This window comes from Paraburkholderia sp. FT54 (assembly GCF_031585635.1).
Lineage (GTDB): Bacteria > Pseudomonadota > Gammaproteobacteria > Burkholderiales > Burkholderiaceae > Paraburkholderia.
Genome location: NZ_CP134196.1, coordinates 164,365 through 189,203 on the forward strand (window position 1 = coordinate 164,365; position 24,839 = coordinate 189,203).

The window sequence follows — 24,839 nt, forward strand, 5'->3', positions numbered from 1 at the left end:
GGATTTTAGGGCTGGCGCGCGGAAGCAGGTGCGGCGGAAATGTCAAAACTGTATCCGGCAGTAACCCGCTGTGATGCTGCCGGTACCGACCATGCCTACGACGCGGTCAGGGAGTCGCCCGAGACACGGACACGTTCACCGACCTGAACATGAGGCTGTGTCGTGTAGGTGAAATTCCGGTAGCTGCCGTCCTGCATTCTGACCTGCACCTGGTAGGTCGTAGACTTGCGCACCGCATGCTCGATGCCATTGCCCGCAAACCCGCCACCGACCGCGCCAGCAATCGTTGCCAGAACGCGACCGCGTCCTCCACCGACCTGATTTCCCAACAGCCCGCCAGCGACAGCGCCGCCTACGGCTCCGAGCCCCGTCGTCGGCTCGGGGTCCTGGACAGCGTTGACGGCGACAACCTCCCCGGCATTCGGGTCAACTGCTACTGGCCTTGGAGCGGGTTGAGCCTGACTTTGATAGGTATCGTTGTTCGCATACCTCGGAGCCTGCTCAACCGGAGCGCTACGGTGATGATGGACGCGCGGCTGGGCTGGCGCCTCCTGCGTCGCACGTTGTTCAACGTACTGTTGCGGCGACGTGACCGGCGCGCTGGCGAGCGGGGCGACCGCCGCAGCAGCTTGCGTCGGAGGCGCCGTAACAGCTCGTGAAGTGGGCAGCATTCCGGTCATCGCCGCGATACCGGTCGCGCTGGCGAGGATAACGGCCACGGCCGCACTCGCGACCAGGGGATGGATGCGACCGCGCGGCGGCATGTTCGAGGCAACGTTCGTGTTCATTGCGAGCTCCACAGGGATGTGCCTTCAATAACGTCACAGCAGCGAGGATGGTGCACCCGCAAGCACAATGCTTTGTAAGCATTTGTACCGTCCTGGCCTCGCAATCCGGCGCGCCTGAAAGCTCAGACGCCCCCAGAGCGTGACAGTGACGATGGAAGTGCCGCGCGTCAGTTGGTTAGGCTCGAAGCTCAGGCGACGCCGGAATATGTGCCTCCACGCAGCCGTCCGGTTAAAACACTGGATGCGCAGCCGGATAAAGCGCCGTTCTCAGAGCCAATCCGCCGAGCACGACAAAGATAATCGCCGCAAGAATGTGAACAGCTCTTGTCGGCAGACGGTCGGCAAACTTGTGCCTAAGGTAGATGACCGGTACGTTCGCCAGCATCATGCCCAGCGTTGTTCCCGCGACTACGCCGAAGAACTCGTGAAAGCGCGCGGCCAATGCGATGGTGACGATTTGAGTCTTGTCACCCATTTCGGCGAGAAAGAATGTGAGCGCCGTCGTACCGAAGACGCCCATCGAGTTTTTCGTCAATACCGCATCGGCGTCGTCCAGCTTGTCCGGAATGAGAATCCACACTGCCATCACCGCGAATGACGCGACGACTGCCCAGTTCAGGATGCCTGGGCTTAAAACACTCGCAAGCCAGGGCCAAAGCGCACCGGATGCGGCATGGTTGATGAGTGTCGCGACAAGCACACCAAGGATGATGGGAATGGGCTTGCGATATCGTGCAGCCAGCACCAGAGACAGAAGTTGGGTTTTGTCGCCGATTTCGGCGAGGCCGACCACACTGGTTGAAACAAGGAAGGATTGCATGGGTTGTGAGAGCCGAGTCGCGCCGTAAGAACGCGATGACGCGCATTCCGGCGACGCGGCCAGGTCGGAATGCGTGTCATCGGTCTTGCCAGGCATTTAGCTACGCACGCCATAGCGGGTCTTTCGACTCGCCAAGTATGTTGACGTGCGCCCTCGAACATCGCGTTCGAGGCGGCTACTCCCCAATGAGCGGGTGCGCTTCTATCGCGCTAGGTGTTACAGAAACAAGTCGCCAGAATGAAGCGGCGGCGCTCCCCATCGATTCAGGTGTCCTGCGTTCGCGGCTGTTCGGACGATAACACTGGAGAATCGCGCTGCAACTTGGCCTCGCGCCGCGCCCGGTCGTTAATCACCTGGTGGCGCCGGTAGTCAGTCATCTTCTTCCACGCCCGAATTTCATCGAGTGTGCGAAAAAGACCCGACGCACAATTTGGTCTTCCCATCGAAGGCACAGACATCGATGCACGGCGACTTGACCGCCATGGGTCAGGCTGCCGCGTATGAAGGTCGCACTTCAACGGTGACATGCGACAGCCCCTTGAAGCGCCTGAGCACTGCGTGATAGAAGCGGGAGTCGCGCTGCGACTCACTCGTCGCCACTGACACCACGGCACTCATATGACCAGGACCCACCCGCCACACGTGCAGGTCGACAACCTTGTCGCCACGGTCCTCGATAGCGTTCCGGACGTTCTCGGCCATGCGCCGGTCGGGATTCATATCGAGCAGGATTGCACCGGTGTCCCGCATCAAGCCGTACGACCAGTTTGCAATCACCAGCGCACCGATGACCCCTGCGAGCGGGTCCATCCAGAGCCAGCCAAATGCACGTGCCAGCAGGAGACCGATGATAGCCAGCACGGAGACAGCCGCATCAGCCATCACATGGATGTAGGCCGACCGGATATTGTGGTCCCGGGTCGCCGCTTCATGCGCGTCGTCGTGGTGGTCATGTTCTTCGAATTCGACTTCGTGCTCGCCGTCCGGCATCCGCACGATGGCCTTGAAAGCGTGCGGCTCAGGAATGTCTTCCTTCGATTCCAGATAGGTGCCACGGTCAGCCAGCTCGAATACCTGTTGTGTCCCATCGGGGCGCAGCGTCGTAACGGACACCGCTGAAGCGTCGAGTCGCGAACCCTCAGTCGCCGGCGTAATCCGGAAAACGGGGGGAACCCCATCCTCGAAGATGGAAACGGCAAACACACCGGACGGCGCGAAAATCTTCTGCACCTCGTCTTCATGAGCATGGTCGTCGTGACCATGCCCATGCCCATGCCCGTGTCCGTGGCTATGACCATGGCCATGACCATGGCTATGGCCGTGGTCACCGCCGCTCAGCAGCCACACGCTTACCAGGTTGACCAGCAGGCCGACCACGGCGATAGGAATCGCTTCGCCGAAGTGAATCGGTACCGGCGACATAAAGCGCGAGACTGCCTCGTAGCCAATCAACACCGCAATCATTGCAAGCACGATGGCACTCGAAAACCCTGCGAGGTCGCCGAGCTTGCCGGTACCGAACACGAAGCGGGAGTCCGTGGCATGTTTGCGCGCGTAGGTGTACGCGAGGGCCGCAATCAGCATGGCCCCAGCGTGCGTCGACATGTGCAGGCCGTCGGCGACAAGCGCCAGCGACCCGAACATACTGCCGCCGACGATTTCAATCAGCATCATCGCGCTGCACAGGGCAATCACAGCCCACGTCTTGCGTTCGTTTTTTTCATGACCGGCACCCAGAAAGATGTGGTCATGTCCTGCGCCGAATGCGGCGTCTTTGAACTCACTCATTTTTGACTCTACTTGAAATAGCTGTGAACAACTTCGATGAGCTGTTCGGTCGCGCTGTCACCTGGTTCCTCGCCGCTCTCCGCATCGACAAGATGATTTCTGATGTGGTCCTCCAGCACGACGGCGAGCAGACCGTTCATCGCCCCTCGACAACTCGTGATTCGTTGCAGGACGTCTGAGCAGCCGTGCTCTTCCTCGAGCGCGCGCTCAATGGCTTCAACTTGCCCCTTGATACGGCGAACCCTGTTGAGAAGTTTCTGTTTTTCCTGAACCGTGTGACCCATCGCGCCCTCCAAATACCCCCTACGGGTATATAATTGCCCTCAGTCTACCATAGGGGGCCAGGGTATTGGTTGTTCAGGCAAAACTTTCCGTGCTCGCGGATTTCACTGGATACTTCCCGAACCTGGTTAATGTCTCGTAGTCCGTCAACCCATGCACGCACGCCACAACGCCGCTTTCACCGCAGTTCTTGCCGCCGCGCTGTTCGGCGCGACGACGCCTCTCGCCAAGACCTTGCTCGGTTCTCTGTCGCCGTTCATGGTCGCGGGTCTGTTCTATCTTGGTAGCGGCGTCGGTCTTGCCATCGGAATTCTCTTCCAGCGACTGCGCCGCACGGCCGACGAACGAGAAAATGAAAGCCGGATTCAGCTCGCCGAAGTGCCCTGGCTTCTTGGTGCCATCGCAGCGGGCGGGATGGTCGGGCCTGCGCTGCTCATGCTCGGCCTCAGTTCGACTCCTGCCGCAACCAGTTCCCTCCTACTGAATCTCGAGAGCGTTTTCACCGCGGTCATCGCCTGGGTGGTATTCCGCGAGAACGTGGACGTACAGATATTTCTCGGGATGGTGGCAATCGTGTTGGGTGGTGTCGTCCTGTCGTGGCAGCCGGGTGCCGCAGGCGTCTCGCCAGGTGCCCTCCTCGTGGTCGCAGCCTGCGTTGCGTGGGCGGTCGACAATAACCTGACGCGGAAGGTGTCGACGAACGACGCGATGGTCATTGCCTGTCTGAAAGGTCTTGTCGCCGGCTCAGTCAATCTGTGCATCGCGCTGCTTCTCGGCGCGCATCTGCCAGGCGTCGGGAAGATTGCGGCTGCCATGCTCACCGGCTTCGCCGGCTACGGTGTGAGCCTGGTCCTGTTTATCGTCGCCCTGCGAAATCTCGGTACCGCCCGAACCGGCGCGTATTTTTCTGTCGCCCCGATATTCGGCGTCGGGCTATCCCTTATTCTCTGGCCCGAGGTCCCGTCGGTGTCTTTCTGGATTGCGGCTGCGCTCATGGGCTTGGGAATCTGGCTGCATATCCGTGAACGGCATGAACATCCGCACACTCACGAGGTCCTGGACCGCAACCATCGGCACCGGCACGACGAACACCATCAGCACACGCACGACTTTGAGTGGGATGGTGAGGAGCCGCACACGCATCCCCACCAGCACACGCCTATTACCCACACGCACGCGCATTTCCCCGATATTCACCACCGCCATATTCACTGACGACGGAATCGAATCTTCGCTTGGAAAGCTCGACGGTCGGTGCGTTCTGCGCCGGCCGTCGGACATCGGCTCGTCACAGGGGCCATGGGCCCCCCAATCCTCTTCCAGCCAGTTTCGAGGATTCCGGGTCGGCACCGCTGCGGTCCGCCCCATTCCAATCCGCGTTCAAAAATTGATTCTTGTAGAGTTATCTACCATGTTGTAACGTATACAACATGAATCGACTTAACGACTGGCTCCTGCTCGTGTTGTCGCTGCCGACCGATAACGCAACGGCCCGGATGCGCTTCTGGCGCGCTCTCAAGGCCAAAGGTTGTGCTGTCTTACGGGACGGGGTCTATCTGCTGCCTGCGACCGATGCCGCAGAAGCTGAACTGTTGGATCTTGGAACCAGCATCGGGGAAGCCGGAGGAGCGGCCCACGTCGTCGGCACCACTAGCCGGGGAGTGGACCAGGAGGCCGAATTCCAGTCCCTGTTCGACAGAACCGACGAGTACGCAGCTTTCGCGCGGTCGCTGGCGGACGCAAGAAAAACCCTGTCGGACCTCTCTCCCGCCGAAATCACCCGCTTATTGCGCCGTGTTGGCAAGGACTTCGAGGCCATTTCAAGCATCGACTTTTTTCGGAACGAGGCATCTACGCGGGCCGAGGCCGCCTGGCAGGACTTCGTTGTGGTGGCGAACACCGTCCTGTCGCCGGGGGAACCTCATCAGGCCGAAGGTGCGATTGCGGTACTGCGTCGCGAAGACCATCAGGGCCGGACGTGGGCAACGCGTCAACGCCTGTGGGTCGACCGTGTTGCCAGCGCGTGGCTCATCCGGCGTTTTATTGATTTTCGGGCACGCTTCCTGTGGCTCGCGTCGCCGAGCGAGTGCCCGGACGATGCGCTGGGCTTTGACTTCGACGGCGCTGCGTTCACACACATCGGCGACCGCGTGAGTTTCGAGGTGCTGGTAGCCAGCTTCGGCCTTGAAGACGAACCGGGGCTGCTTAAGCTGGGCGCGCTGGTGCATGTACTCGATATCGGCGGCCCGGTCGTACCAGAAGCGATTGGCTTCGAAGCGGTGATGGCGGGGGCAAAAGCTCGTGCGTTGACCGACGACGAAATGCTCGCCGAGATGAGCAACGTCCTTGATTCGCTGCTCGCCCACTTTGCCGCATCTGAAAAGACTGACGCCGGGAAACGTCCATGAGCACGGTCACGCACGCGGCGCCCACTTATACACTGGGCCAGCTCGTCCGCTACATGCTGCGTCTCGGCACCGTTGGCTTCGGCGGCCCGGTCGCCCTGGCCGGCTATATGCACCGCGACCTCGTGGAGCGATGGGGCTGGATTAGCGAAGCAGACTACAAGGAAGGGCTCACTCTCGCACAACTGGCGCCCGGGCCGATGGCCGCGCAACTGGCCATCTATCTTGGATATGTGCACTTCCGGGTGCTGGGCGCCACCCTCGTCGGAATTGCGTTTGTCATTCCCTCGTTTCTGATGGTGGTGGCGCTCGGCTGGGCGTATGCGCACTTTGGAGGCCTGTCGTGGATGCAGGCGGTGTTCTACGGTGTGGGAGCGGCTGTCGTCGGCATCATCGCGATGAGCGCCTACAAGCTGACGACAAAGACAGTCGGCTCGGACAAGCTCCTGTGGGCGATTTTCCTGACGCTGGCCGCCGTCACGTTCATCACGGAGTCCGAGATTGCGTGGCTCTTCATTGCAGCAGGGGTTATCGGGTGGTTAAGACGTGCTCCACCGAAGTGGCTCACCAAAGGTTCCACGCATGGAATTGCGGCGGCCTATCTGCCGACGCTGAGCGGCGTACTCAGCGGCCTGGACCTGCCGCTGCTCGGCCAGATAGGACTGTTCTTCGCGAAGGCCGGCGCGTTCGTGTTCGGTTCTGGTCTCGCCATCGTGCCGTTCCTGTATGGAGGCGTGGTCACTGAGCACCACTGGCTGAATGACCGTCAGTTTGTCGACGCGGTTGCGGTCGCGATGATTACGCCTGGCCCAGTTGTCATCACAGTCGGCTTCATCGGATTTTTGGTCGCGGGGTTTTCGGGGGCCTGCGTCGCTGCGCTGGGGACCTTCCTCCCCTGCTATCTGTTCACTGTACTGCCAGCGCCGTACTTCAAAAAATACGGAAAGCTGCCGGCCGTCAAGGCATTCGTCGACGGCATCACGGCCGCCGCCGTCGGTGCCATCACGGGTTCCGTACTGGTTATTGCCAAGCGTTCGCTGATTGACGTTCCCACTGTCGCGCTAGCCATTGCGACCGTGCTGCTTCTGTGGCGCTTCAAGAAATTGCAGGAACCGGTCATAGTCGTCGCGGCGGCGCTGTTTGGTCTTGCTGTTTATCCGCTAGTCCATTCTCACGGGATGTAACCGTGGGCGCAGCTTACGAGGAAAAGCAATTATGGCAACACGTCGTAACTTCCTGCACAACACGGCCGCTGTTGGTGCGGGAATCATGCTGGCTCAGGCACAGACCGTACATGCCGCAGAGGACGCCGGCTACACCGATAAGCTGACAGACGCGGATGGCAAATACGCCGCGGCGCCATTGCCATTTGCCTACGATGCCCTTGAGCCGGTCATCGACGCGCGCACCGTTGAACTGCACTACAACTTTCACCACAAGCCGGCAGCAGTCGGCGCGAACAAAGCCGAAGATGGATTAGCAAAGGCGCGGGAGACGAATGACTTCGCGTTGGTGAAGTATCACGAGAAAGAACTCGCGTTTCAGTTGTCCAGTCACATCCTGCACACCATTTATTGGACCAGTTTGTCGGGCAAAGGCGGCGAACCGAAGGGAGACCTCGCAAAGGCAATCGAGAGAAATTTCGGCTCGTATGCAAAGTTCAAGGCGCAACTGGTCGCGGCGACCGTTGCCGTGGAAGCGTCTGGCTGGGGCATCGTTGGCTACCATCCAGCGACCGCAAAGCTCATGGTCTTGCAGTGTGAGAGCCATCAGAAGCTCACAGCCTGGGGCATTCAGCCCATCCTCGTGCTAGACGTGTTTGAGCACGCGTACTACCTGAAGTATCAGAACAGGCGCGGCGACTACGTCAATCAGCTGTTTAGCCTCATCAACTGGGATAACGCGGCTCAGAGAATGCAAGCTGCGCTTCCCGCGCGGAGGGTGACATGAAATGGATTACGCGCGAGCGCCCGAAAATTGACCGCATTGCCTGCCCGTGGCTTATCCGCAGGTTCATCGATGAGTCGCCGGAATTTCTCTTTGTGCCAGCGGACCAGGTGCTGGACGTCGCAGAGCGCGAAGGTGCGATACCGTACGACATTCCGGGCGTGAAGCTCAGTCACGTTGGCGAACTTTGCAGTTTCGATACGTTCCTGGCGGAATATCGATTGACGGACCAAGCGCTCGCCACGCTTGCGGTCATCGTGCGTGGCGCGGATGCGGCGCGCCTCGACCTGGCTCCGCAAGCACCGGGCCTGCTGGCCTTATCTCTGGGCCTGTCGCGAATCTTTGAGGACGACCATGAGATGCTTTTGCACGGCATGGTGATATACGACGCGCTCTATGCGTGGTGTCGCGATTGCCAGAGCGAAACACACGGCTGGCCGCCGGCCGCGTAGGAACGACGGTGCCGGAGTGACATCATGGTCCTGTCGGGCACGTCATCGATGCTTCGAGCCTTCGCTGTCGCCGCTCTCGCGCTTGTCACATTTGCTTCTGTTTCAGGTGTTCCGACAACCGCAGAGGAAGCATTCAAAGTTTCCAGTCTACCTCTGCAGAAAGTCGCTGATGTGCCGCTGGGCGGTAAGACAACCCGCTTCGATTACGAAAGCTTCGATTCCAGCCAACATCTGCTATTCATCGCGCACCTGGGGGACAGCCAAGTTGTCGTCTTCAACACTGAAATGTCTCGCGTTATTGGGCGCGTCGACGATGTCAGTTCGGTTCATGGCGTGCTGGCGATTCCTGAGCTGAGGCGCGTATATGCGTCCGCTACCGGGGCAAATGAGGTGGTCGTCATCGACATGGCGACGCTGAGCATAACGGCTCGCATACCTGCAGGCATATATCCGGACGGCATGGCCTACGCACCGGAAGCGCACAAGCTCTATGTATCGGATGAGACCGGCGGGACCGTGACGGTTATTGATGTGACGTCGAACCGGCGAGTCGCGACCATTTCGCTCGGAGGAGAGGCAGGCAACACGCAGTATGACCTGAGCTCGAAGCACATTTTCGTCAACGTCCAGACGCGGAATCAGTTGGTAGAAATCGACACGAGCACGGACCGGATAGTCGGGAGGATTGACGTGTCGGGCGCTCAAGGCAACCACGGGCTGCTGATAGATGCTGACCAGAGGCTGGCCTTCATCGCATGCGAGGGAAACAACCGGCTCGTCGTTCTCGACATGCGCACAATGCGCGTGGCATCTTCATTCGAAGTCGGAAAAGACCCGGATGTCCTCGCCTATGACCCTTCACTTCACCTGTTATACGTCGCCGGTGAGGCAGGTGTCGTCTCGATGTTTCGGGTAGAACGCAGCGCGGTCTCAAAACTGGGCGATGGTCATGTCGGCCCAAACGCGCACGTCGTGGCGATAGACCTCGAGACACACCGCGCCTACTTCCCACTCAAGAACCTGGAGGGCCGGACTATGTTGCGTATTCTGGAGCCCGTGCGCCAGGGGGCCGGCTGACTTCGTTCGGACCAGGAAGGCGCCAAAGCCCATCCGGGTCAGTCAATGCAGCATGAGCCTGACTGCTGCATCGGCGGACACCGGTTGGTGCCATATGAGCAGTACAGTACACGCAGCAATCTCCGGGTTTCGGCCTGAGCACGGTTTTGCAATGTTACGCATGCGTAAAACTAGACACGCGCGTCGGTTGGCATGGTCTCGCTCTTCATATGTCCGCACACCGGACACGTAATGGTCGACTCCAGAACAATCGCATTCATCGCGTTATACGTTTGATGTTGGGCGGCTACTAAAGCGCCTGTATAACAGGTAGTCCAATGACCATTTGCCGGCTCCTCGGCACAGCAGAACCAGCAGCATCGCGGCCCACTGAATGTGCGTAGGCCATGCTTGCGGATACACGAACACCTCGATGACCGTTGTCATGCCGAGCAGGACCAACGCGACGGGTCGCGTCGCCAGGCCGAGCACAAGTAGAACAGGTGTTGTCAGTTCGATTGACACTGCCAGGTTAGCTGCAAGCTCGGGAGGAAGCAACGGCAGTCGATAGTCCTCCCTGAATAACTCGAGCGCGGCATTCCAGTCGGCCAGTTTGGTCATCGCCGAGTTCCAGAAGACCGTGGCAACAGCGAGCCTTAGTGGAACCGCGAGAACCGTGTGCGGCACCCGCTCCAGCCACCCGACGGCGCGTCGTACACGGTCAACCAGTCTCGAACTGCGACGAGCGGATTGAGAATCCGGCATCATGTTTCTTGCCTCCCAATTGTTTGGCTGGAGGCCTCGTTTGATAGGCAGATGTCGACAAAACATCCAGATGCAAGAAGGTGCGCGAGCCAGACCGATGTCTCAGCGTCCGTCACGTCGACAAGGGCATCATGCAAGGGGCGCCCCGCAAGCAAGGCAGTCGTGAACCGGTATTGCCCTTCTGCCATCCGGTTCACCTCGACACCCGAAGGCCCCCGGTGGATGTACAACCATACCGGGTCAGCGGCCAGATTGATGTTTGCCAATGCGCCATCGTCCCGGGACAAGACGGCGTGCCAGATGGCATCGACGGGAAAGGACGACTCAAGTACCCGCACGGCAGAACTCGGGAAAAATCTTACGGCGTGCATGTCGACTGCGTCGAATTGCTCAAAGCGGCGCAAGTCAAGCGGCTTTGCGTCTGGCGCGTGCAGCACCTCATTCACGGCCCATTCAAGCCGTGCCGTATCTGGCAGATAGACAAGAGATACCGCTTCCGGCATCCGCGCCAGAAATTCCGGAAACGACTCGCCGTAGCTGTCTAGCAGTGCGCACGACGGTGGGCATCGCTCAATAAAAAGTCGAGCCGCGCCTTCGAAGAATTCGGACCCGACCAGAGCCTGCACGGCTGGATAGGTCAGCCGCAATGCTGTAAGCAGCGTGCTGTTCGCCGTATTTCGATAGATGGCGAGCCGCGCGTGCGGAGCCAGGCCGTCGGGTACCACATACCCAGATGCGTCGCCATGGGCAAGCCCAAGCACGTCCCGACGGACCGCGCATTGCAGCTCAAGCAGCGTGGGTGCACAGGTTGTCATTTCGCTGCCTCTCAATAGCGGCCTCTGCAATCGCGGCTTCTTCCATCAGAATCTCAAGCGCCGGGACATCGGTGTCCCATTCAATCAGCGTGGGAACGGGTCCAAAGCGCTTGAGGGCCTGTTCGAACAGGTCCCACACCGGAGATGCGACGCGCGAGCCATGGTCGTCGATGCGAATTATCTGTCCCTGGTCAAGCTGTCGGACGCTGTGACCGCCCAGGTGAACCTCGGTAATTGCCGCCGGTGGCAGAGCATCGAGATAGGCCAGCGTATTCCAGCCATGATTGCTGGCACTGACATAGATATTGTTGACGTCGCAGAGAATGCCGCACCCCGTGCGCCGCGACACCTCGGCGAGAAATTCCCATTCCGGGATGGTTGAGTGGCGGAAACGCAGGTAGGACGATGGGTTCTCTAACGAAATCCGCCGCTGCAGGTGGGCTTGGGCCTGGTCGACGTGCATGCAGACAATGTTCAACGCTTCTTCCGTCATGGGGAGCGGCAAGAGGTCGGCGAGATAGATGCCGCCGTTGATGCTCCAGGACAGGTGTTCTGAAACCAGCCCGGGCTCAACACGCTTGATGACGTCACGCACACGCTCCAGATGCCGGACATCCATCCCTTCGGCGCTGCCCAATGAAAGGCCTATGCCGTGAAGCGAGATTGGATAGTTCCGGCGGATGGCGTCCAGGCAAGCTGGCGCGCTCCCGCCTCCCATGTAATTCTCTGTATGCACCTCGAACCAGGCGGCGGGCGGATGCCTTTCAACGACCTCGTGATGGTGGCGAAAGCGCAGCCCGACCCCGGCGCACGCCGGAATCACACCATGTGCATGTTGCGAGGCTTCAGAAGCGGCATCCATGACGATTCCCCTCGCTCAAGCCGGCTTCAGCTTGCCGCCCTGGATTTTGCTGCAATCGCCGGCGGGCAGCAGAACAAATGACTTGGGGTCGCGAGCCTGCGTAGATTGTCCGGCACAGGAATGGGCTCCTTCGGCGCAGTCGTTTTTCGATACGGCATTGATGCCGTAGCACTTCTCCAGTTTGTTCGCTTCCATCCGGGCCATGTTGTCCTTCACAACTTGCGGCTTTCCGCTCATATCCTTCATGGTCTGGGCCTGGACCGGTACTACCTGCATGGCAAGTGCCAGGCCGATTGCCGACGAGAAGGTCGAGGCGGCCATAACATGTTTGTTCATCACGCTTGCTCCTGAGGGTTGCGGCCCGACATTGCGGCCGTGTAGGGAAGTTCGGCCAGCCACACCAAAAGGTTACGTCCCGAGCAAACTTTTTCTGCGTGACAATCTATCGTCGGGGCCACAAAATTCCGCATGCCCCACCATCCACACCCACCCCGTCCGGTTTCAGGTTCCGAAAACGAGGACCTGGAGTCGTTCATCCCGGTCGGCCAGGCCGCGCCGGTTGCCAGCCGTGCTGACGGCAAACTGGACTGGTCCATCACTATGGCCAGTGCGCAGACCGGCGACCAGGAAGCCTATCGTCGGCTGCTCCAGGACATAACCCCGTATCTTCGTGCGCTTGCCGCGCGGCACATCCGGAATGCCGATGACATTGAGGACACGGTTCAGGATGTGCTGCTCACCGTGCACTCAGTCCGCCGCACGTACGACCCTTCCCGTCCGTTCGGGCCGTGGCTGGTCGCAATTGCAAACAGACGCATCGTAGACGGTTTGCGTCGGCGGGGACGCGTTTACGCACATGAATCTTCAGAGGAGAATGGACTTGAAACCTTTGCTGCTGATGAAGCGAACTTACAGGAAGAGGCCATGAATGCCCGTCTGGTGAGGGAAGCTATCGAGCAATTGCCTGTTGGACAGCGTGACGCGATGCGCATGCTCAAGCTGGAAGAAATGTCTTTGCACGATGCCGCGGCCGCAAGCGGAACGTCGGTTGCAGCGTTGAAGGTAGCCACTCACCGGGCAATGAAACGATTGCGGGAAATGTTCCAGCAACGAGGAAGCAAATCATGACCCGGACCTCCGACCTGATTGACGTGCTGGTCGCGGACGCAACGCCGGTCCGGCGTCTGCGGCCCCCAGTGGCGAGAGCTGCATGCTGGTTGTTGTTTGCCGCAGCTGTGATGCTCTTCGTCGGCATCGTGCATGGGGTGCGTGCCGACCTGGCGGTCAAACTGCATCAGCCTGTCTTCGCCGCCGGCGTAGCTGCAGCCGTGGCAACAGGTATTCTGGCCGCCACGGCGGCATTTGTTGCCAGCGTGCCAGGCAGGTCCCGCCTTTGGCTTCTGTTGCCCGTACCGGCCTTTCTCGCCTGGATAGCTACCATTGGCTACGGTTGCCTGACCAACTGGGTCACGTTTGGACCGGATGGCATGTCCGTCGGCGAAACGGCCAGATGCTTCGCTACCCTGGTATTGGTCGGTACACCGCTATCGCTCGCGATGCTGATTATGCTGCGCCACGTCGCTCGGCTGTCACCGGGCCCGGTCACGATGGCAGGCAGTCTCGCGGTCGCTGCAATAACCGCGGTAGCGCTGTCGATTCTCCACCCGCTCGACGCAACCGCGATGGTATTGCTGTGGAATCTTGGCGTCGCCGGGCTGTATCTGTCACTGAGCGGCTGGTACGGTCAGCGACTTTTAGGTTGGGTGGCGCAACGCTGAAGTCTGAATACCCCGCCTCAACGCCAAAGAAAGGTCCTCAAGACATGGCGCGGCGTTTAAGGATGCAACATGGACAGCAAACAGCACTGGGAAGACGTTTACCGGTCGAAGGCCCCGGATGCAGTCAGCTGGTATCGGCCGCACCTTGACATCTCGCTGACGCTGATTTGCGAAGCCGTGTCGGACCGGAACGCAGCCATTATTGATGTGGGCGGAGGAGAATCGACGCTGGTCGATGATTTACTTCAGCGTGGATATCGAAACCTGACCGTGCTCGATATGTCCGCCATCGCTCTCGAGACGACGAAACAGCGTTTGGGCTCTGTCGCCGGGCAGGTAACGTGGGTCGAATCCGATATTATGGTGGTCGACCTGCCTGAGCATCGATACGACGTGTGGCATGACCGCGCCGTCTTCCACTTCCTGACGGAACCATCGCAACGAGACGCCTACACCCGCCTGCTGACGAGAACCCTCAAGCAGGGTGGCCGCGCTGTAATTGCCACATTCGGACCACTGGGACCAAACAGGTGCAGCGGGCTGGATGTCAGGCGATTCGACGTTCAGCAGCTCTCCGACGAGTTTGGCCCAGGTTTTGAACTGGTCACCAGCACACTCGAGGACCACCACACGCCGGCTGGCTCCAGCCAGCAGTTTCTTTACTGCAGTTTCCGGAAACTGTGACTGTCGGGTAGCCCCGACTCGGCGTCGTGCCTCGCCTATTACGTGAGCCTGGTCAGGCGCAGCAGGAACCGGACTGTTGCATCGGCGGGCACCTGTTCGTGCCATACGAGCAGTACACGCAGCAATGCCCGGATTTTGGTCTGAGCACAGTCTTGCAATGCTCGCATTCGTAAAACCACAAACAGGCGTCGGTGGGCATCGTTTCGACTTTGGTATGTCCACACACGGGGCACGAAATGGTGGAATTCAAGGCGACAGAACTCATCACTGCTCCTGCTTCACGTGAGACGGATAGCCAGCATCGGCTGTGGCGTTCGTCAACGCGTCGACCGAAGCCTTGTTCGGGTCAAATACCACCTCCGCGCGCTTGCTTGCGAAGTCGACCTTGGCCGAGGTCACGCCGGGCACTTTCTCAAGTGCCTTGCGAACCGTAATCGGACACACAGCGCAATCCATGTTTGTGACGTCAAGGGTGACCGTGCGAAGTCCCTCGGCCAACGCCGCGGACGCGGTCAGCGCCGTCGCGACGAGCACAGCAATCAGTTTCTTCATGGAAGGTACTCAATAGAAGAGCGGCGCATAGAGCGGGAACGACATCAGGGCGAGCGCGGCCGGCATCACGACCCAGAAAATGAAGCGTTGCCGATGATGCGCCGAAGGCGGCGCGCAGGTTTCGCCCACCGTACATTGTTGGGACCTGGCGTTGAGCCTACGGAAAGCGACCGCGAAAAAGGCGATGGACATGACGACAAATAGGGGTTGAAACGGCCGGAATGCGGTCAGGCGCGAGCCCCAGACGCCCCCGACTCCCAGTACGACAAGGAGCAAAGGGCCGGCGCAACAGGCGGATGCGCCAAATGCGGCAGCAGTTCCGGCTAGCAGGGAGCCGGTGGTGGCCCAGCGAGGTAGCATGGCACTTCCTTTTCGGACGGGTTGAGTCTAGTCTAGGTGCGTACCTGAGTACGGAGTCAAGCTCACCATGCCGGAAATGACCATCGGACAGCTGGCTGAAGCGGCGGAGGTCAACGTCGAAACAGTGAGGTACTACCATCGTCGCGGATTACTGCCAACGCCACCCCGCCCCGCAGGAGGCATTCGGCGATACCCGACAGCCGTACTGACGAGGCTTCGCTTTATCAAGCGGTCTCAGTTGCTTGGCTTTTCGCTTGATGAGGTGGAAGCCCTGTTGTCTCTGCACGATGGTCAAGCGTGCAACTCTGCGCGTGTTATCGCCGAACATAAGCTCGCCGATGTGCGCCAGCGCATCCAGGATTTGTCCGCGTTAGAAGTCGAGTTGATAACACTGGTGCAGCGCTGCTCGACGTCGAAGGGCAAAGTGTCCTGCCCGCTTATTGACGCGCTCATGGACGGCGGTGATGGTCGTCCGGCCAACGCTTTTCCAGAAGCTCATCGCGAAAGTTGATCGATGTCTGGAACGACTCGCCAAATGGGTTCATCGATGAACTTCGCGCTCGTCACCAATTTTGCTGTTCACAACGGAACCCAAGTGATGCGAACAGCAAAATCACGGGGTCACTGTGCCTTAGAATTCAAGAGCCTTTCAATAAAGCTCATTTTAAACCTTGATGTATAGCGTTCGCCTTTAACCCTATAACAGTCGCGCGTAATACTAATTGTACGAATAACATAGCGGTGCGCTGCGAAGTTGCCAGTTCAGACGCACCCGCATCTCGCTGCAAATCCATATGCGTGCGACGATTCGATGCGGCGGAGACAATGTATGTATGCTCGACGAATTTCCGCACAAAGTACACGCTTTCACTGCGCTAGCGCAGTGAACAAATACTTTTACGCAGATCTCAAAGTCGCAGGCACTCAGCACACCTTGTCGCCAGAGTAATCGCCAGTCGTATTCGGTGCTATCGAAGGTACGTGTTAGCGCCGATGTAAAAATGACCCTCCCGCCGAAGTAAACCTGGCCCACCTGGGAGACGATGGCGGCTTTTTGCCGCCGATACTGACTCAGGAGCAAGCAGTGGAAATCAAGGTTTTGGCCAGGCGCGGGACGGCGGTTCGGGAGATAGCGAGGCAAACGGGTTTATCGCGCAGGCTGATTTCACCGTTATCCGACGAGGACGCGAGCCGTTGCTCGCGCTGGTCGCCACGATGGGTTACAGCCGTGCGAGCTTCGTGCGATTCATCTCAGGCGAGGGCGCCACCACACTGTGTGAATGCCTGCGCGAAGCGCTCGTCTACTTCGGCGGGACGCCGGAGCACGTGCTGTTCGACAACGCGAAGTCCGTGGTCATCGAGCGCGATGCATTCGGTGAGGGCCAGCATCGCTGGAATTCGCAGTTGCTGGCTTTGGCGGAGACCTACGGCTTCACGCCGAAGGTGTGTCGTCCATATCCGGCGAAGACCAAGGGCAAGGTCGAACGCTTTAACCGCTATCTCAAGGAGAGCTTCGTTGTGCCGCTCGCTGCGACGCTCAGGTCATCGGGGTTGAAGCTGGACGTCGAGGCGGCCAATGCGCACATTGGCCGGTGGTTGACCGAAGTTGCCAACCGGCGCCGTCACGCAACGACGGGCGAACGTCCAGCGGTAAGGCTGGCTGCGGAACAGGCGGCGCTCCTGCCGTTGCCGGCGCAAACGCCAGTGCTTGCTGCGCCAGACAACCGCCGGGTGCTGCCACGTGAGACCCTCCAACATCCGCTACCCGATGTTCCAGTTTGATCAGCACGGCAAGCTCCGTCCGGAAGTCGCCGAACTGCTTTCAATCTTACCCGACGATGATGATCGCGGGGGATGGCGGCGAGCGTTCTGGTTGTATTCGCCGCACGCGCTTCTAGACGGTCTGTTGCCGGCAGAGTCTTTCACAAGCGAACCGGCACGGGTGCTCGAAGCAGCGCGACAAGAATTCGCGGGTGATCGGGACGCTTGGTGGTGAGCGCTGAGTCGTAGTTCGGTAAACGATCGTGCTGGATTCATACCGAACCTTGGGCGAGGGCCACGGTGATATCTCATTACAGGATGCCATTGCCGTAGGAAACGCTCTCGCGAATTGCTCGGCGTTCAAGGCGCACCTTATCACCGTGTCGTGGGGTATTTTTATATGCTCGTGCGTGTTGAAAAGGAGCACGATGAGGTGGCGTTTCGTCAGTGTCACCTTACTCCGCATCCCTTGTCTCCGTGATCTACTCAGGTCGCACGAAGTGAAATCCTCCGCGGCCTAGTTCAGCCGAGCGAGTTCCCGACGTACTGCCTTCACAACACCAACTATAGGTGCGAAAAAGAGTCGGGGGCTTCGTCGTGAAGCCATCACGAATTCTCGTATAAACGCATTCATTTACAGACCTCCGACGATTGGACGAGACAACTCAAGAATAGTACAGTTTAGGATGCAGCCTTAGAGCTTGTGATAGTACTGTCAGGTACCGGCTTATCGATACGGCTGCGGCCTATATGAATGAGCAGCAGGTGGGGCAGGGCATTCGCGCTTCCGGTGTACCTCGCGAGGACATTTTCGTTACGACCAAGGTGTGGATGACAGATTACGGTTACGACCAGACGCTGCACGCCTTCGATAGGAGTCTTCGCAAACTAGGATTCGATTATCTGGACCTGTATCTGACTCACTGGCCTGTCCCTTCGGCCTTTGATGCAACGGTAGCTTCCTACGAACCCGCGATGAAGCTTCTGGCAGAAGGGCACGTCCGGGCGATTGGAGTGTGCAACTTCAGCTCTGCTCATCTGCGCACTCTCATTGAGCGAACCGAACACGTCCCGGCTGTGAACCAGATAGAAGTACACCCGTTCTTCCCCCAGAGTGAACTTCGCGAAGCCAACGAAAAGCTGGGGATTATTACGCAGGCCTGGTCTCCTATAGGCGGTATCAAGCGTGACGGAGAGAAAGCAAAGTTGTCGGGGAAGGTGCTCGATCCGCTGTCCCATCCGAGCGTCGTTCAACTCGCCGCAAAGTACGGAAAGAGTGTCGCACAGATCATCCTTCGCTGGCAGATCCAGATCGGCACCTGTCCGATTCCCAAATCCGTGCGTCCGGAACGAATTGCCGAGAACATCGATGTTTTCAACTTCGCGCTCGCGGCCGACGAGGTCCAAGCTATCAGCGCGCTCGACACGGGAGAACGTGGCGGCCCGGACCCGGAACTTGTGAGTCCTCAAACCTTTCCGCTGACCACCCATGACTGAACTGAGCGCGCATACCTTCACCTCGCGACGTCACACGACACGCTACTGGGAATGCGGCCCGGTTGACGGGCCGCTTATGCTCTTCATTCATGGCTGGCCGGAAATTGGCCTGATGTGGCGCGCACAGCTCGAGGCATTTTCGGCGGAAGGCTGGCGCTGCGTCGCGCCAGACATGCGCGGCTACGGTGGCTCATCGAGCCCGACCGCTTCCGAGGCCTACACCCTGAGCGAGATCGTTCAGGACATGGTCGAGCTGCACGATCATCTGGGAGGGCGTCCGGCAATCTGGGTTGGGCATGACTGGGAAAGCCCGGTGGTCGGGGCACTGGCCGCACGGCATAGCGACCGCGGTCGCGGCCAGGTGCTGATTTCGGTGCCATATTTCCCAGACGCCTTCGCGCTGCCAAACCTTTTGCCGCTAATCGATCGAAAACTATACCCGCTCCACCTCCATCCCGATGGGCAGTGGGATTACTATCGTTTCTACCTGACTCACTTCGAACAGACGGTAAGCGACTTCGAGGCGGACATCCCAGCGGCGCTGGCGTTCAGCGTCCTCGACGCCAGTCAACACTAGGTCGCGTCGTCGCCGTGGTGTCGCTGCGTGCCGCACAACCCGTGTGCGGCACGGCGGCTCTGTCACGTTGGCGAGGTGGTCGCGTAAGATGTCCATCACACCAGTGCCAGCGGTGCCCGTGATAAAGCGATTTCGATTTCTGTTTCTTCATCGCATTATCTTTCGCAGCCGCATTGCCAACCTGACAGACCCCTGCTGATCTCATAATTGTTACGCGTGGTAGGCAGCCCCGACCACCCTAGGCCGGGCGGATCGGGTCATGGTTGCACGATGTTTTGGCTGAAACGACCTCACCGCGTTCAACGCACAGTGAACACCGAGATACCGCCGTTCGGGAACGCCCCGCTGCCTGCCTGGAACGGTACATAGACCTGGCCTGAAGGACCGTCGACCGCAACCGAATGCGCGCCCGTACCGATTGCCAGCTGGGTGATAATTTTCCGGCTGGTACCGTCGATGACCGCCATCTGCGGCGTAAAGCCCGACGCCGCAGCCACGCCGTTCGCCGTCCAGTGTCGCGCAGGCAGGAAATAGCGGTTGGACGTCTTGTCGTAGGCGATCTGGTCGACTCCTCCGAACGGCAATTTGGCCAGCGTGCTGCCGTTGGTGCGATCGAGGATCAGCGTGATCAACTGGTTGCCCGCGCCCGGATCGCAGCCCACCATCACATCCTGGTTTGGCCCAAGTGCCAGGCCGGTCGGCGCGCACGAACCCAGAGGGAACGCCTTCGTCACAACCGGTTGGCCCGCGGTGATCGAGCTCACAGGAATCACATCGAGTTCGCCGTCCGGATTGGCCGCGGTGCCGTCGTTGTTGATCAGGAAGCTCTTCGTGCCCGCGTCGTATTCACATGCTTCGAGACCCGCGGAGCCAGTAAAGTTCAGGTGCGAAACGACCGCTTGAGTGTCCGTGTTGATGAACGTCAGGAACGGCGGCGAGTCCGCGGGATTTGCCATGGCAATCAGATGATCGTCCGGATCGAAGCACCCTTCGTCCGTGCGGTTGCCCGTTGTGCCGATCGGGATCGTCTTCGTCACGGTTTGCGTGGACGTGTTCATGACCTTGACGGCATTCACATCTCCCACATAAAGCGTGCTCGTACCGGGCAGCCCGACCAAGCCATCCGGCCCGGAGGAACTGGTCGTCGCGCCATTGCCGGCAAAACTGCCTGTGATCTGCGCGATCAGTTTATTGCTGGCTGTGTCCACCACATCGACGGCCTTGTTATTTCGGTCAGCCAGGAAATACTTGCCTTGATCCGCATAACCGATGTCAAAACTAAAGGCCGGCGTCGTCGAGTTGGGCACCGCTATATTGGTCACCAGATGCGGCGACGAACTAAGGTTGTTATCCGAGCCGCCACACGCCGCGAGCAGGCAAGCGACAAACGAGCATGCGGCGATAAGCACGCCACGCTGTGTGATCCGTCTTTTCATTTCTGTCTCCTGGAAGTACTTCAAGTAATTGTTTGGCGCCACAGCGCTCAATGGCCCAACGCCAACTGACGCAGCGCTCCAACTTGGGCACTATCGCGACCTGTATATTGCATTCAAAGTGCATCCGGTTGGCTCTGACGAACTCTAGCTCACCGCAGACGCTATGTGTTACCTGGGTAAACACGCGTCGAAATTAGAATTGGCATCGGATCGAACATGGCGCGTAGTTTTTTGTATGCAAAACGCAAATTGACAACTGATTGCTAGTTTCGACGCTGATTTTGTACGGAGCGGTCGAACAAGCCCGAGGCGCCGATCGATGTCGGGCACGGCTTGCTGAAGATGCGACGATATGTTTTGGTATGCGAAGATGAAGGTATCAACGCGTCGAGCACGATCGCGACGCTGGGCAGAGCGCCGACGATGCTACACAAGGCCCGGACGTGAGATCAGTTTCGGCAGTAGTGCCGCGGGTTGATCATCGTATAGGCGAGCGTCTTTAACGCGTAGTGCACGTCGCTGATCCGTTCGAAGCGCAGTAGCAGACGGCGGAACTTATCTTCCCAGGCAAAGACGCATTCGATGGTTCTGAAGCGCTCCTCGAAGATCGCCGGATCAAAGCGCTGCTTGCGGGCGCGCCTCGGTGTTTTGCGCCCACGTGGGTTCTCGGGGATATTCGAGGTCATGCCGCGATTGAAGATCGCCTTGCGGTTGGCCCGGCAATCGTAGACGCCATCCAGACTGACGGTTGAACCTTGCAGGTCCGCGCCAATAGTGCGGACCATTTCGGTTAGTCTGAGCAACGCGTCGCGCAACAGCGGCGATTCGTTGCTGTTGCCCGGGGCCGTCACGAACGGCGCGATGATGTTGCAGTCGCGATCTCAGTTTGAGGAATTTGTTTTGCCACACCTGAGTCGTTGCCGACGCGGACAGCCACCGACGCTGTCGTTGCACAAGATCTTCAACTACATCCTTCCAGCGGTACGGCAGCGCTGGAACATGAGGCATCTCGTCACCCGAGGCGAACATGACGCGCGGCGTTGGCCTCAACTCCACGGCTATTTCAACGAGTTCGATATCCGACATGCCCGGAATCGCGAGATCGGCGAGCAATACGTCGAACGTCAGTAATAGTTACTTATGGAACAAAGAAATGATGCGTTTATCCTGCTTCTTGTCGGCGTGCCCGGCGCAAACTTGAATCGGGAAATGGGCGCCCTTATCCCTGAGGGGTTACTCGCCACTCCGTCTGTGACTGCAACAGGAGACGACCGGCCCTCGCTCGATTCTTCGCGGATATGCGCTCCTTGACGGTAACCCCGCTTCCATCTCCGCGTTAAATTGGCCTTAAGTTCTCTTGACAATTTTCGGTGACAATCCGCGGCGCGACTCGACTCACGTCCGTTTCCCTGCCCGGTACAGCCCTGACAGACGGCCGACTTACCTATTCTCAGGTTCTAGCGCGACTTGGAGGCGAGCCCCTTTCATGCGCCACGAGGCTGGCTTTTCGCGCAAGCGGCGCATGGCGTATGTGATCAGCTCCGCTCGCTTAAGGTTTCCTTCAGAGTGAACCTGTAGATTCGGTGTGGGTTGCGGATACTGTGTCCCGCAATTGATCCTGAAGTGCCTGTGATTAACTCAATAGAACCGGTGAGATTCGATGCGAAGGGGAAGAACTACCGGGAGCGAAGCACCGGGGGAGGCTTTCGCGTCGTGTCAATTGCGCTTGATGATGCGCATCACCGTACAGGCGTGCGCCATCTGCAGTCCCAGCATTAGTGACGAAGAAGTACGCGCGCAATGTCGAACGTTTGCCGCTTGCCACGGCGTTCCAACTGGCCATCGGTTTCGGCAAGGTGCCGTCTGCGACCAAAATTTCTGTAGAAGAGATGCAACTCGGCCGGCCGGATCGATGGCACAGGAATCGGGGCGATATGTTCCATAGCCCGTTGACGACCGGTGAACGCCGTAAAACCTGCTAACACGCCGGTTTTAACCTAGAGCGACTGCTCCGAATTGAATATCGGCGATAAAAAGTGGTTGAGAGGAGACAGTCAGCGCATGAAAGCATTAAGGGTTCTCCATAGCGAGTCGTCTCGGGGTTGGGGCGGCCAGGAAGTACGTACACTCAAGGAAATGATCGCGCTACGTGCGTTGGGTCACAACGTGGAACTTGTCTGCCCTGACGATGCAACGCTCGGGAGCCGTTCGCAAGCTGAAGGCTTTACGGTGCATCACGCACGCATGCGCGGCGGCGCCGACGTGCTCTCCATGCTGACAATCCGGTCAATTCTTGACCGGCGTCGCTTTGATGTGCTGAATACGCACAGCGGTCATGACAGCCTGATCGCCGGCATGGCCGGACGTCTCGCGGGAACGCCACTCATTGTCCGGACTCGGCATCTGGCGCTGCCCATCACGTCGCTGGCTACATATAATTGGATCCCGCACTGCGTCGTCGCGGTGAGTCATTACGTGCGCAACTATCTGATTTCCGCCGGCATGCAGGAAAGCCGTGTGGAAACAATATATGACGGCATCGTTAGACCGGACCCACTCACGCATTCAACGCTGCGCGATGAACTCGGACTTGATTCGAACGCTGTCATCGCTGGAATCGTGGCGATGCTCCGCGGGAATAAGGGGCACGCCGAGCTGATCGCAGCGGTGAGGCCGATGATGATCGACCGGCCGCATCTACATGTCGTGATCGCTGGCGAGGGTGGAGAGTTTGACAGGCTCAAGTCGATGATCGACGGCTTCGGGTTATCCCATCGCATTCATTTGCTGGGCTTCCGCAAGGACATCAACAACGTGTTGCGTGGCTGTGATCTGTTCGTGCTACCGACCCATCAGGAAGCGCTTGGCCAAGCGTTCATAGAAGCAATGGCGATGGGGCTGCCGGTGATCGGCACGCACGTGGACGGCGTACCCGAGTTGATCGACTCTGGCGTGAACGGCTTACTGGTGCCCGCACAGGACGTGGATGCATTACGTGGCGCGCTCACACGGTTGGTCGACGACCCAACATTGCGCGCGCGTTTCGGACTCGCCGGGCGTATGAAGGCGGATAGCAATTTCACGGTCGAGAGTATGGCGAACGAGACCATCGATTTATATCGGCGCGGTATCAATCGTCGGCGTCAGGCATCCAGTCGGTGGCGGGCGGCGACATGACCCGGTCCGCTAGAGCGGTGCCCGTGCTGATGTACCGCCATATCAGCACGTAGCCGGGCATGATTACGGTATCACCCGATCACTTCGCCGCGCAAATGGCGCACCTTGTAAGCGCGGGCTGCACGACGATAGGCAGCACGCAACTATCCGCCTATCTGGCGGGAGAGCCGTTGCGGAAAAAGTGCGTCCTGCTGACATTCGACGACGGCTATCTCGACAACTGGGTGCATGCGCATTCAGTTCTACAGGCGCACGAATTGACCGCTTTATGCTTTCTGGTGACGAGTTGGATCGGCGAAGGACGGGTGCGCGCATATGCGCGCTCAGGTGCCACGTTACCGCCGTTACTCAACCACCGGCATTGCGAAATGGCGATTGAAAAGGGAGAAGGCGATCGCGCGATTCTGGTCGGAGATCGATGCGATGCGCGAAGCCGGAACCTTCGAATTTCACAGTCACCCACGTCGAAGTACGGGACGGGCAACAGGTCCGTCTTAAGGCGGTCGAGCCAGTCTGCGCGGGCGAGCGACTGGCACTTCGGACAGTGCCGGTTACCACAGGTAATGGGGCGCACTCCATTACCTGTCTTATGGGAAGTATTGTCTAACGGGGAGTCCGAGACCAGGTTCGGTGCGATGCCGACTGAACGCTTCTAACCTGCGCCTTCAGAGACGCATTCCAACTCCCCATAAAAACGCGCTCCTCCCTTGCTATCGTGATCTAGCTTTCACGGGCAATCATCACGGGAGGATGTGATGCTAGACAGATACCTGGTAGCACCCAAAACCTTGAATCGCCTGCGCACAGGTCCGGCCTGCGCCTTCATGGACAGATTCGCTGATACGCTCGAACAGGAGGGATACTCTGCGGCCAGCGCCGTACGTTACATACGGGCTGGCGATCATCTGGGCCGCTTCATGCTGATGAATGGTGGAACTCTGGCCGAAGTGGGTCCGCAGACGTTGGAACTCTTCCGTCGACATCTTCCAAAGTGCTCCTGTCCAGAAGCAAAGGGCGGTAAGGCGAACCACCACGTT

At 59.0% G+C, this 24,839-nt stretch carries 28 protein-coding genes, 5 pseudogenes and 1 riboswitch; of the genes and pseudogenes, 17 read left to right on the top strand and 16 right to left on the bottom strand.

What is annotated here, in order from left to right; translation table 11 throughout:
- Positions 1–95 precede the first annotated feature (95 nt).
- The 5 genes and pseudogenes from RI103_RS20070 to RI103_RS20090 form a co-directional block, all read right to left on the bottom strand.
- On the bottom strand, positions 96–788 hold the full coding sequence (locus tag RI103_RS20070; RefSeq protein WP_310817112.1) for a glycine zipper 2TM domain-containing protein: 693 nt from the start codon (positions 786–788) through the stop codon (positions 96–98).
- 229 nt (positions 789–1,017) lie between these two features.
- Positions 1,018–1,608, bottom strand: coding sequence for a TMEM165/GDT1 family protein (locus RI103_RS20075; RefSeq protein ID WP_310817113.1), 591 nt, complete (start codon positions 1,606–1,608; stop codon positions 1,018–1,020).
- A gap of 15 nt (positions 1,609–1,623) precedes the next feature.
- Positions 1,624–1,804: riboswitch (yybP-ykoY riboswitch) on the bottom strand.
- Between the two features lie 67 nt (positions 1,805–1,871).
- Positions 1,872–2,091 (bottom strand): annotated as a pseudogene (locus RI103_RS20080) (DUF1289 domain-containing protein).
- 3 nt (positions 2,092–2,094) lie between these two features.
- The gene (dmeF, locus tag RI103_RS20085; protein WP_310817115.1) at positions 2,095–3,396 is read right to left on the bottom strand and encodes a CDF family Co(II)/Ni(II) efflux transporter DmeF; all 1,302 of its coding nucleotides are present in this window, start codon (positions 3,394–3,396) and stop codon (positions 2,095–2,097) included.
- 8 nt (positions 3,397–3,404) lie between these two features.
- A complete protein-coding gene (locus RI103_RS20090) occupies positions 3,405–3,680 on the bottom strand; it encodes a metal/formaldehyde-sensitive transcriptional repressor (RefSeq protein WP_310817116.1) in 276 nt (91 codons plus the stop codon).
- 151 nt (positions 3,681–3,831) lie between these two features.
- Between RI103_RS20090 and RI103_RS20095 the strand changes: the two genes are divergently transcribed.
- From RI103_RS20095 to RI103_RS20120, 6 genes are all read left to right on the top strand, one after another.
- Positions 3,832–4,893 carry a DMT family transporter gene (locus RI103_RS20095; RefSeq protein ID WP_310817118.1) on the top strand — a complete coding sequence of 354 codons (1,062 nt, stop codon included), beginning with the start codon at positions 3,832–3,834 and terminating at the stop codon, positions 4,891–4,893.
- 215 nt (positions 4,894–5,108) lie between these two features.
- Positions 5,109–6,086, top strand: a complete 978-nt coding sequence (locus RI103_RS20100) for a chromate resistance protein ChrB domain-containing protein (RefSeq protein WP_310817120.1) — start codon at positions 5,109–5,111, stop codon at positions 6,084–6,086.
- On the top strand, positions 6,083–7,267 hold the full coding sequence (locus RI103_RS20105; RefSeq protein WP_310817122.1) for a chromate transporter: 1,185 nt from the start codon (positions 6,083–6,085) through the stop codon (positions 7,265–7,267). Before RI103_RS20100 ends, RI103_RS20105 begins: the two co-directional genes overlap by 4 nt.
- 31 nt (positions 7,268–7,298) lie before the next feature.
- Positions 7,299–8,033: a superoxide dismutase gene (locus RI103_RS20110; protein ID WP_310817124.1), complete on the top strand. Its 735-nt coding sequence runs from the start codon at positions 7,299–7,301 to the stop codon at positions 8,031–8,033.
- Positions 8,030–8,482: a chromate resistance protein ChrB domain-containing protein gene (locus tag RI103_RS20115; protein WP_310817125.1), complete on the top strand. Its 453-nt coding sequence runs from the start codon at positions 8,030–8,032 to the stop codon at positions 8,480–8,482. The genes RI103_RS20110 and RI103_RS20115 overlap by 4 nt, the downstream gene beginning before the upstream one ends.
- A gap of 24 nt (positions 8,483–8,506) precedes the next feature.
- Positions 8,507–9,559 carry a YncE family protein gene (locus tag RI103_RS20120; protein ID WP_310817127.1) on the top strand — a complete coding sequence of 351 codons (1,053 nt, stop codon included), beginning with the start codon at positions 8,507–8,509 and terminating at the stop codon, positions 9,557–9,559.
- A 38-nt stretch (positions 9,560–9,597) separates the two neighbouring features.
- On the opposite strand, the pseudogene RI103_RS20125 reads toward RI103_RS20120, so the two are convergent.
- The 5 genes and pseudogenes from RI103_RS20125 to RI103_RS20145 form a co-directional block, all read right to left on the bottom strand.
- Positions 9,598–9,819 (bottom strand): annotated as a pseudogene (locus tag RI103_RS20125) (GDCCVxC domain-containing (seleno)protein).
- Positions 9,820–9,823: 4 nt separating this feature from the next.
- On the bottom strand, positions 9,824–10,306 hold the full coding sequence (locus RI103_RS20130) for a DoxX family protein (protein WP_310817129.1): 483 nt from the start codon (positions 10,304–10,306) through the stop codon (positions 9,824–9,826).
- The gene (locus RI103_RS20135) at positions 10,303–11,118 is read right to left on the bottom strand and encodes a DNA-binding domain-containing protein (RefSeq protein WP_310817130.1); all 816 of its coding nucleotides are present in this window, start codon (positions 11,116–11,118) and stop codon (positions 10,303–10,305) included. Before RI103_RS20135 ends, RI103_RS20130 begins: the two co-directional genes overlap by 4 nt.
- The gene (locus RI103_RS20140; protein ID WP_310817131.1) at positions 11,090–11,980 is read right to left on the bottom strand and encodes a DUF692 domain-containing protein; all 891 of its coding nucleotides are present in this window, start codon (positions 11,978–11,980) and stop codon (positions 11,090–11,092) included. The genes RI103_RS20135 and RI103_RS20140 overlap by 29 nt, the downstream gene beginning before the upstream one ends.
- A 15-nt stretch (positions 11,981–11,995) precedes the next feature.
- Positions 11,996–12,316: a DUF2282 domain-containing protein gene (locus RI103_RS20145; RefSeq protein ID WP_310817132.1), complete on the bottom strand. Its 321-nt coding sequence runs from the start codon at positions 12,314–12,316 to the stop codon at positions 11,996–11,998.
- A gap of 132 nt (positions 12,317–12,448) precedes the next feature.
- On the opposite strand from RI103_RS20145, the gene RI103_RS20150 reads away from it, so the two are divergent.
- From RI103_RS20150 to RI103_RS20160, 3 genes are all read left to right on the top strand, one after another.
- Positions 12,449–13,108: a sigma-70 family RNA polymerase sigma factor gene (locus RI103_RS20150; RefSeq protein ID WP_310817134.1), complete on the top strand. Its 660-nt coding sequence runs from the start codon at positions 12,449–12,451 to the stop codon at positions 13,106–13,108.
- Positions 13,105–13,758 (top strand): DUF1109 domain-containing protein, encoded by a 654-nt coding sequence (locus RI103_RS20155; RefSeq protein ID WP_310817136.1) that lies wholly within the window; start codon positions 13,105–13,107, stop codon positions 13,756–13,758. Before RI103_RS20150 ends, RI103_RS20155 begins: the two co-directional genes overlap by 4 nt.
- Positions 13,759–13,827: 69 nt before the next feature.
- Positions 13,828–14,442: a class I SAM-dependent methyltransferase gene (locus tag RI103_RS20160; RefSeq protein ID WP_310817137.1), complete on the top strand. Its 615-nt coding sequence runs from the start codon at positions 13,828–13,830 to the stop codon at positions 14,440–14,442.
- A 52-nt stretch (positions 14,443–14,494) separates the two neighbouring features.
- On the opposite strand, the gene RI103_RS20165 is transcribed toward RI103_RS20160, so the two are convergent.
- From RI103_RS20165 to RI103_RS20175, 3 genes are read right to left on the bottom strand one after another with little or no spacing between them, the layout of a single operon-like run.
- Positions 14,495–14,707 (bottom strand): GDCCVxC domain-containing (seleno)protein, encoded by a 213-nt coding sequence (locus RI103_RS20165; RefSeq protein WP_310817139.1) that lies wholly within the window; start codon positions 14,705–14,707, stop codon positions 14,495–14,497.
- A complete protein-coding gene (gene merP, locus RI103_RS20170; protein WP_310817141.1) occupies positions 14,707–14,994 on the bottom strand; it encodes a mercury resistance system periplasmic binding protein MerP in 288 nt (95 codons plus the stop codon). Before merP ends, RI103_RS20165 begins: the two co-directional genes overlap by 1 nt.
- A 9-nt stretch (positions 14,995–15,003) precedes the next feature.
- Complete coding sequence (locus RI103_RS20175) at positions 15,004–15,354, bottom strand: mercuric transporter MerT family protein (RefSeq protein WP_310817142.1); 351 nt, start codon at positions 15,352–15,354, stop codon at positions 15,004–15,006.
- Positions 15,355–15,421: 67 nt separating this feature from the next.
- On the opposite strand from RI103_RS20175, the gene merR reads away from it, so the two are divergent.
- The 4 genes and pseudogenes from merR (at position 15,422) to RI103_RS20195 (ending at position 19,189) form a co-directional block, all read left to right on the top strand.
- A complete protein-coding gene (gene merR / locus RI103_RS20180) occupies positions 15,422–15,865 on the top strand; it encodes an Hg(II)-responsive transcriptional regulator (RefSeq protein WP_310817144.1) in 444 nt (147 codons plus the stop codon).
- Positions 15,866–16,509: 644 nt separating this feature from the next.
- A pseudogene (istA, locus tag RI103_RS20185) lies at positions 16,510–17,136 on the top strand (IS21 family transposase); the annotation flags it as partial.
- A gap of 708 nt (positions 17,137–17,844) precedes the next feature.
- Complete coding sequence (locus RI103_RS20190) at positions 17,845–18,612, top strand: aldo/keto reductase (protein WP_310818515.1); 768 nt, start codon at positions 17,845–17,847, stop codon at positions 18,610–18,612.
- On the top strand, positions 18,605–19,189 hold the full coding sequence (locus RI103_RS20195; protein WP_310817146.1) for an alpha/beta hydrolase: 585 nt from the start codon (positions 18,605–18,607) through the stop codon (positions 19,187–19,189). The genes RI103_RS20190 and RI103_RS20195 overlap by 8 nt, the downstream gene beginning before the upstream one ends.
- Before the next feature lie 299 nt (positions 19,190–19,488).
- Here the strand turns inward: RI103_RS20195 and RI103_RS20200 are convergent, their stop codons facing one another.
- On the bottom strand, positions 19,489–20,625 hold the full coding sequence (locus RI103_RS20200; RefSeq protein ID WP_310817147.1) for a hypothetical protein: 1,137 nt from the start codon (positions 20,623–20,625) through the stop codon (positions 19,489–19,491).
- 449 nt (positions 20,626–21,074) lie between these two features.
- On the bottom strand, positions 21,075–21,440 hold the full coding sequence (locus RI103_RS20205; RefSeq protein WP_310817148.1) for a transposase: 366 nt from the start codon (positions 21,438–21,440) through the stop codon (positions 21,075–21,077).
- 46 nt (positions 21,441–21,486) lie between these two features.
- On the opposite strand from RI103_RS20205, the gene RI103_RS20210 reads away from it, so the two are divergent.
- The 4 genes and pseudogenes from RI103_RS20210 to RI103_RS20225 all read left to right on the top strand — a co-directional run.
- Positions 21,487–21,756 (top strand): hypothetical protein, encoded by a 270-nt coding sequence (locus tag RI103_RS20210; RefSeq protein ID WP_310817150.1) that lies wholly within the window; start codon positions 21,487–21,489, stop codon positions 21,754–21,756.
- Between the two features lie 647 nt (positions 21,757–22,403).
- Positions 22,404–22,607, top strand: coding sequence for a hypothetical protein (locus RI103_RS20215; RefSeq protein WP_310817152.1), 204 nt, complete (start codon positions 22,404–22,406; stop codon positions 22,605–22,607).
- A gap of 34 nt (positions 22,608–22,641) precedes the next feature.
- Positions 22,642–23,802: a glycosyltransferase gene (locus RI103_RS20220; protein ID WP_310817154.1), complete on the top strand. Its 1,161-nt coding sequence runs from the start codon at positions 22,642–22,644 to the stop codon at positions 23,800–23,802.
- A 95-nt stretch (positions 23,803–23,897) separates the two neighbouring features.
- Positions 23,898–24,071 (top strand): annotated as a pseudogene (locus RI103_RS20225) (polysaccharide deacetylase family protein); the annotation flags it as partial.
- A gap of 191 nt (positions 24,072–24,262) precedes the next feature.
- On the opposite strand, the pseudogene RI103_RS39665 reads toward RI103_RS20225, so the two are convergent.
- Positions 24,263–24,364: pseudogene (locus RI103_RS39665) on the bottom strand (transposase zinc-binding domain-containing protein); the annotation flags it as partial.
- Positions 24,365–24,839 lie beyond the last annotated feature (475 nt).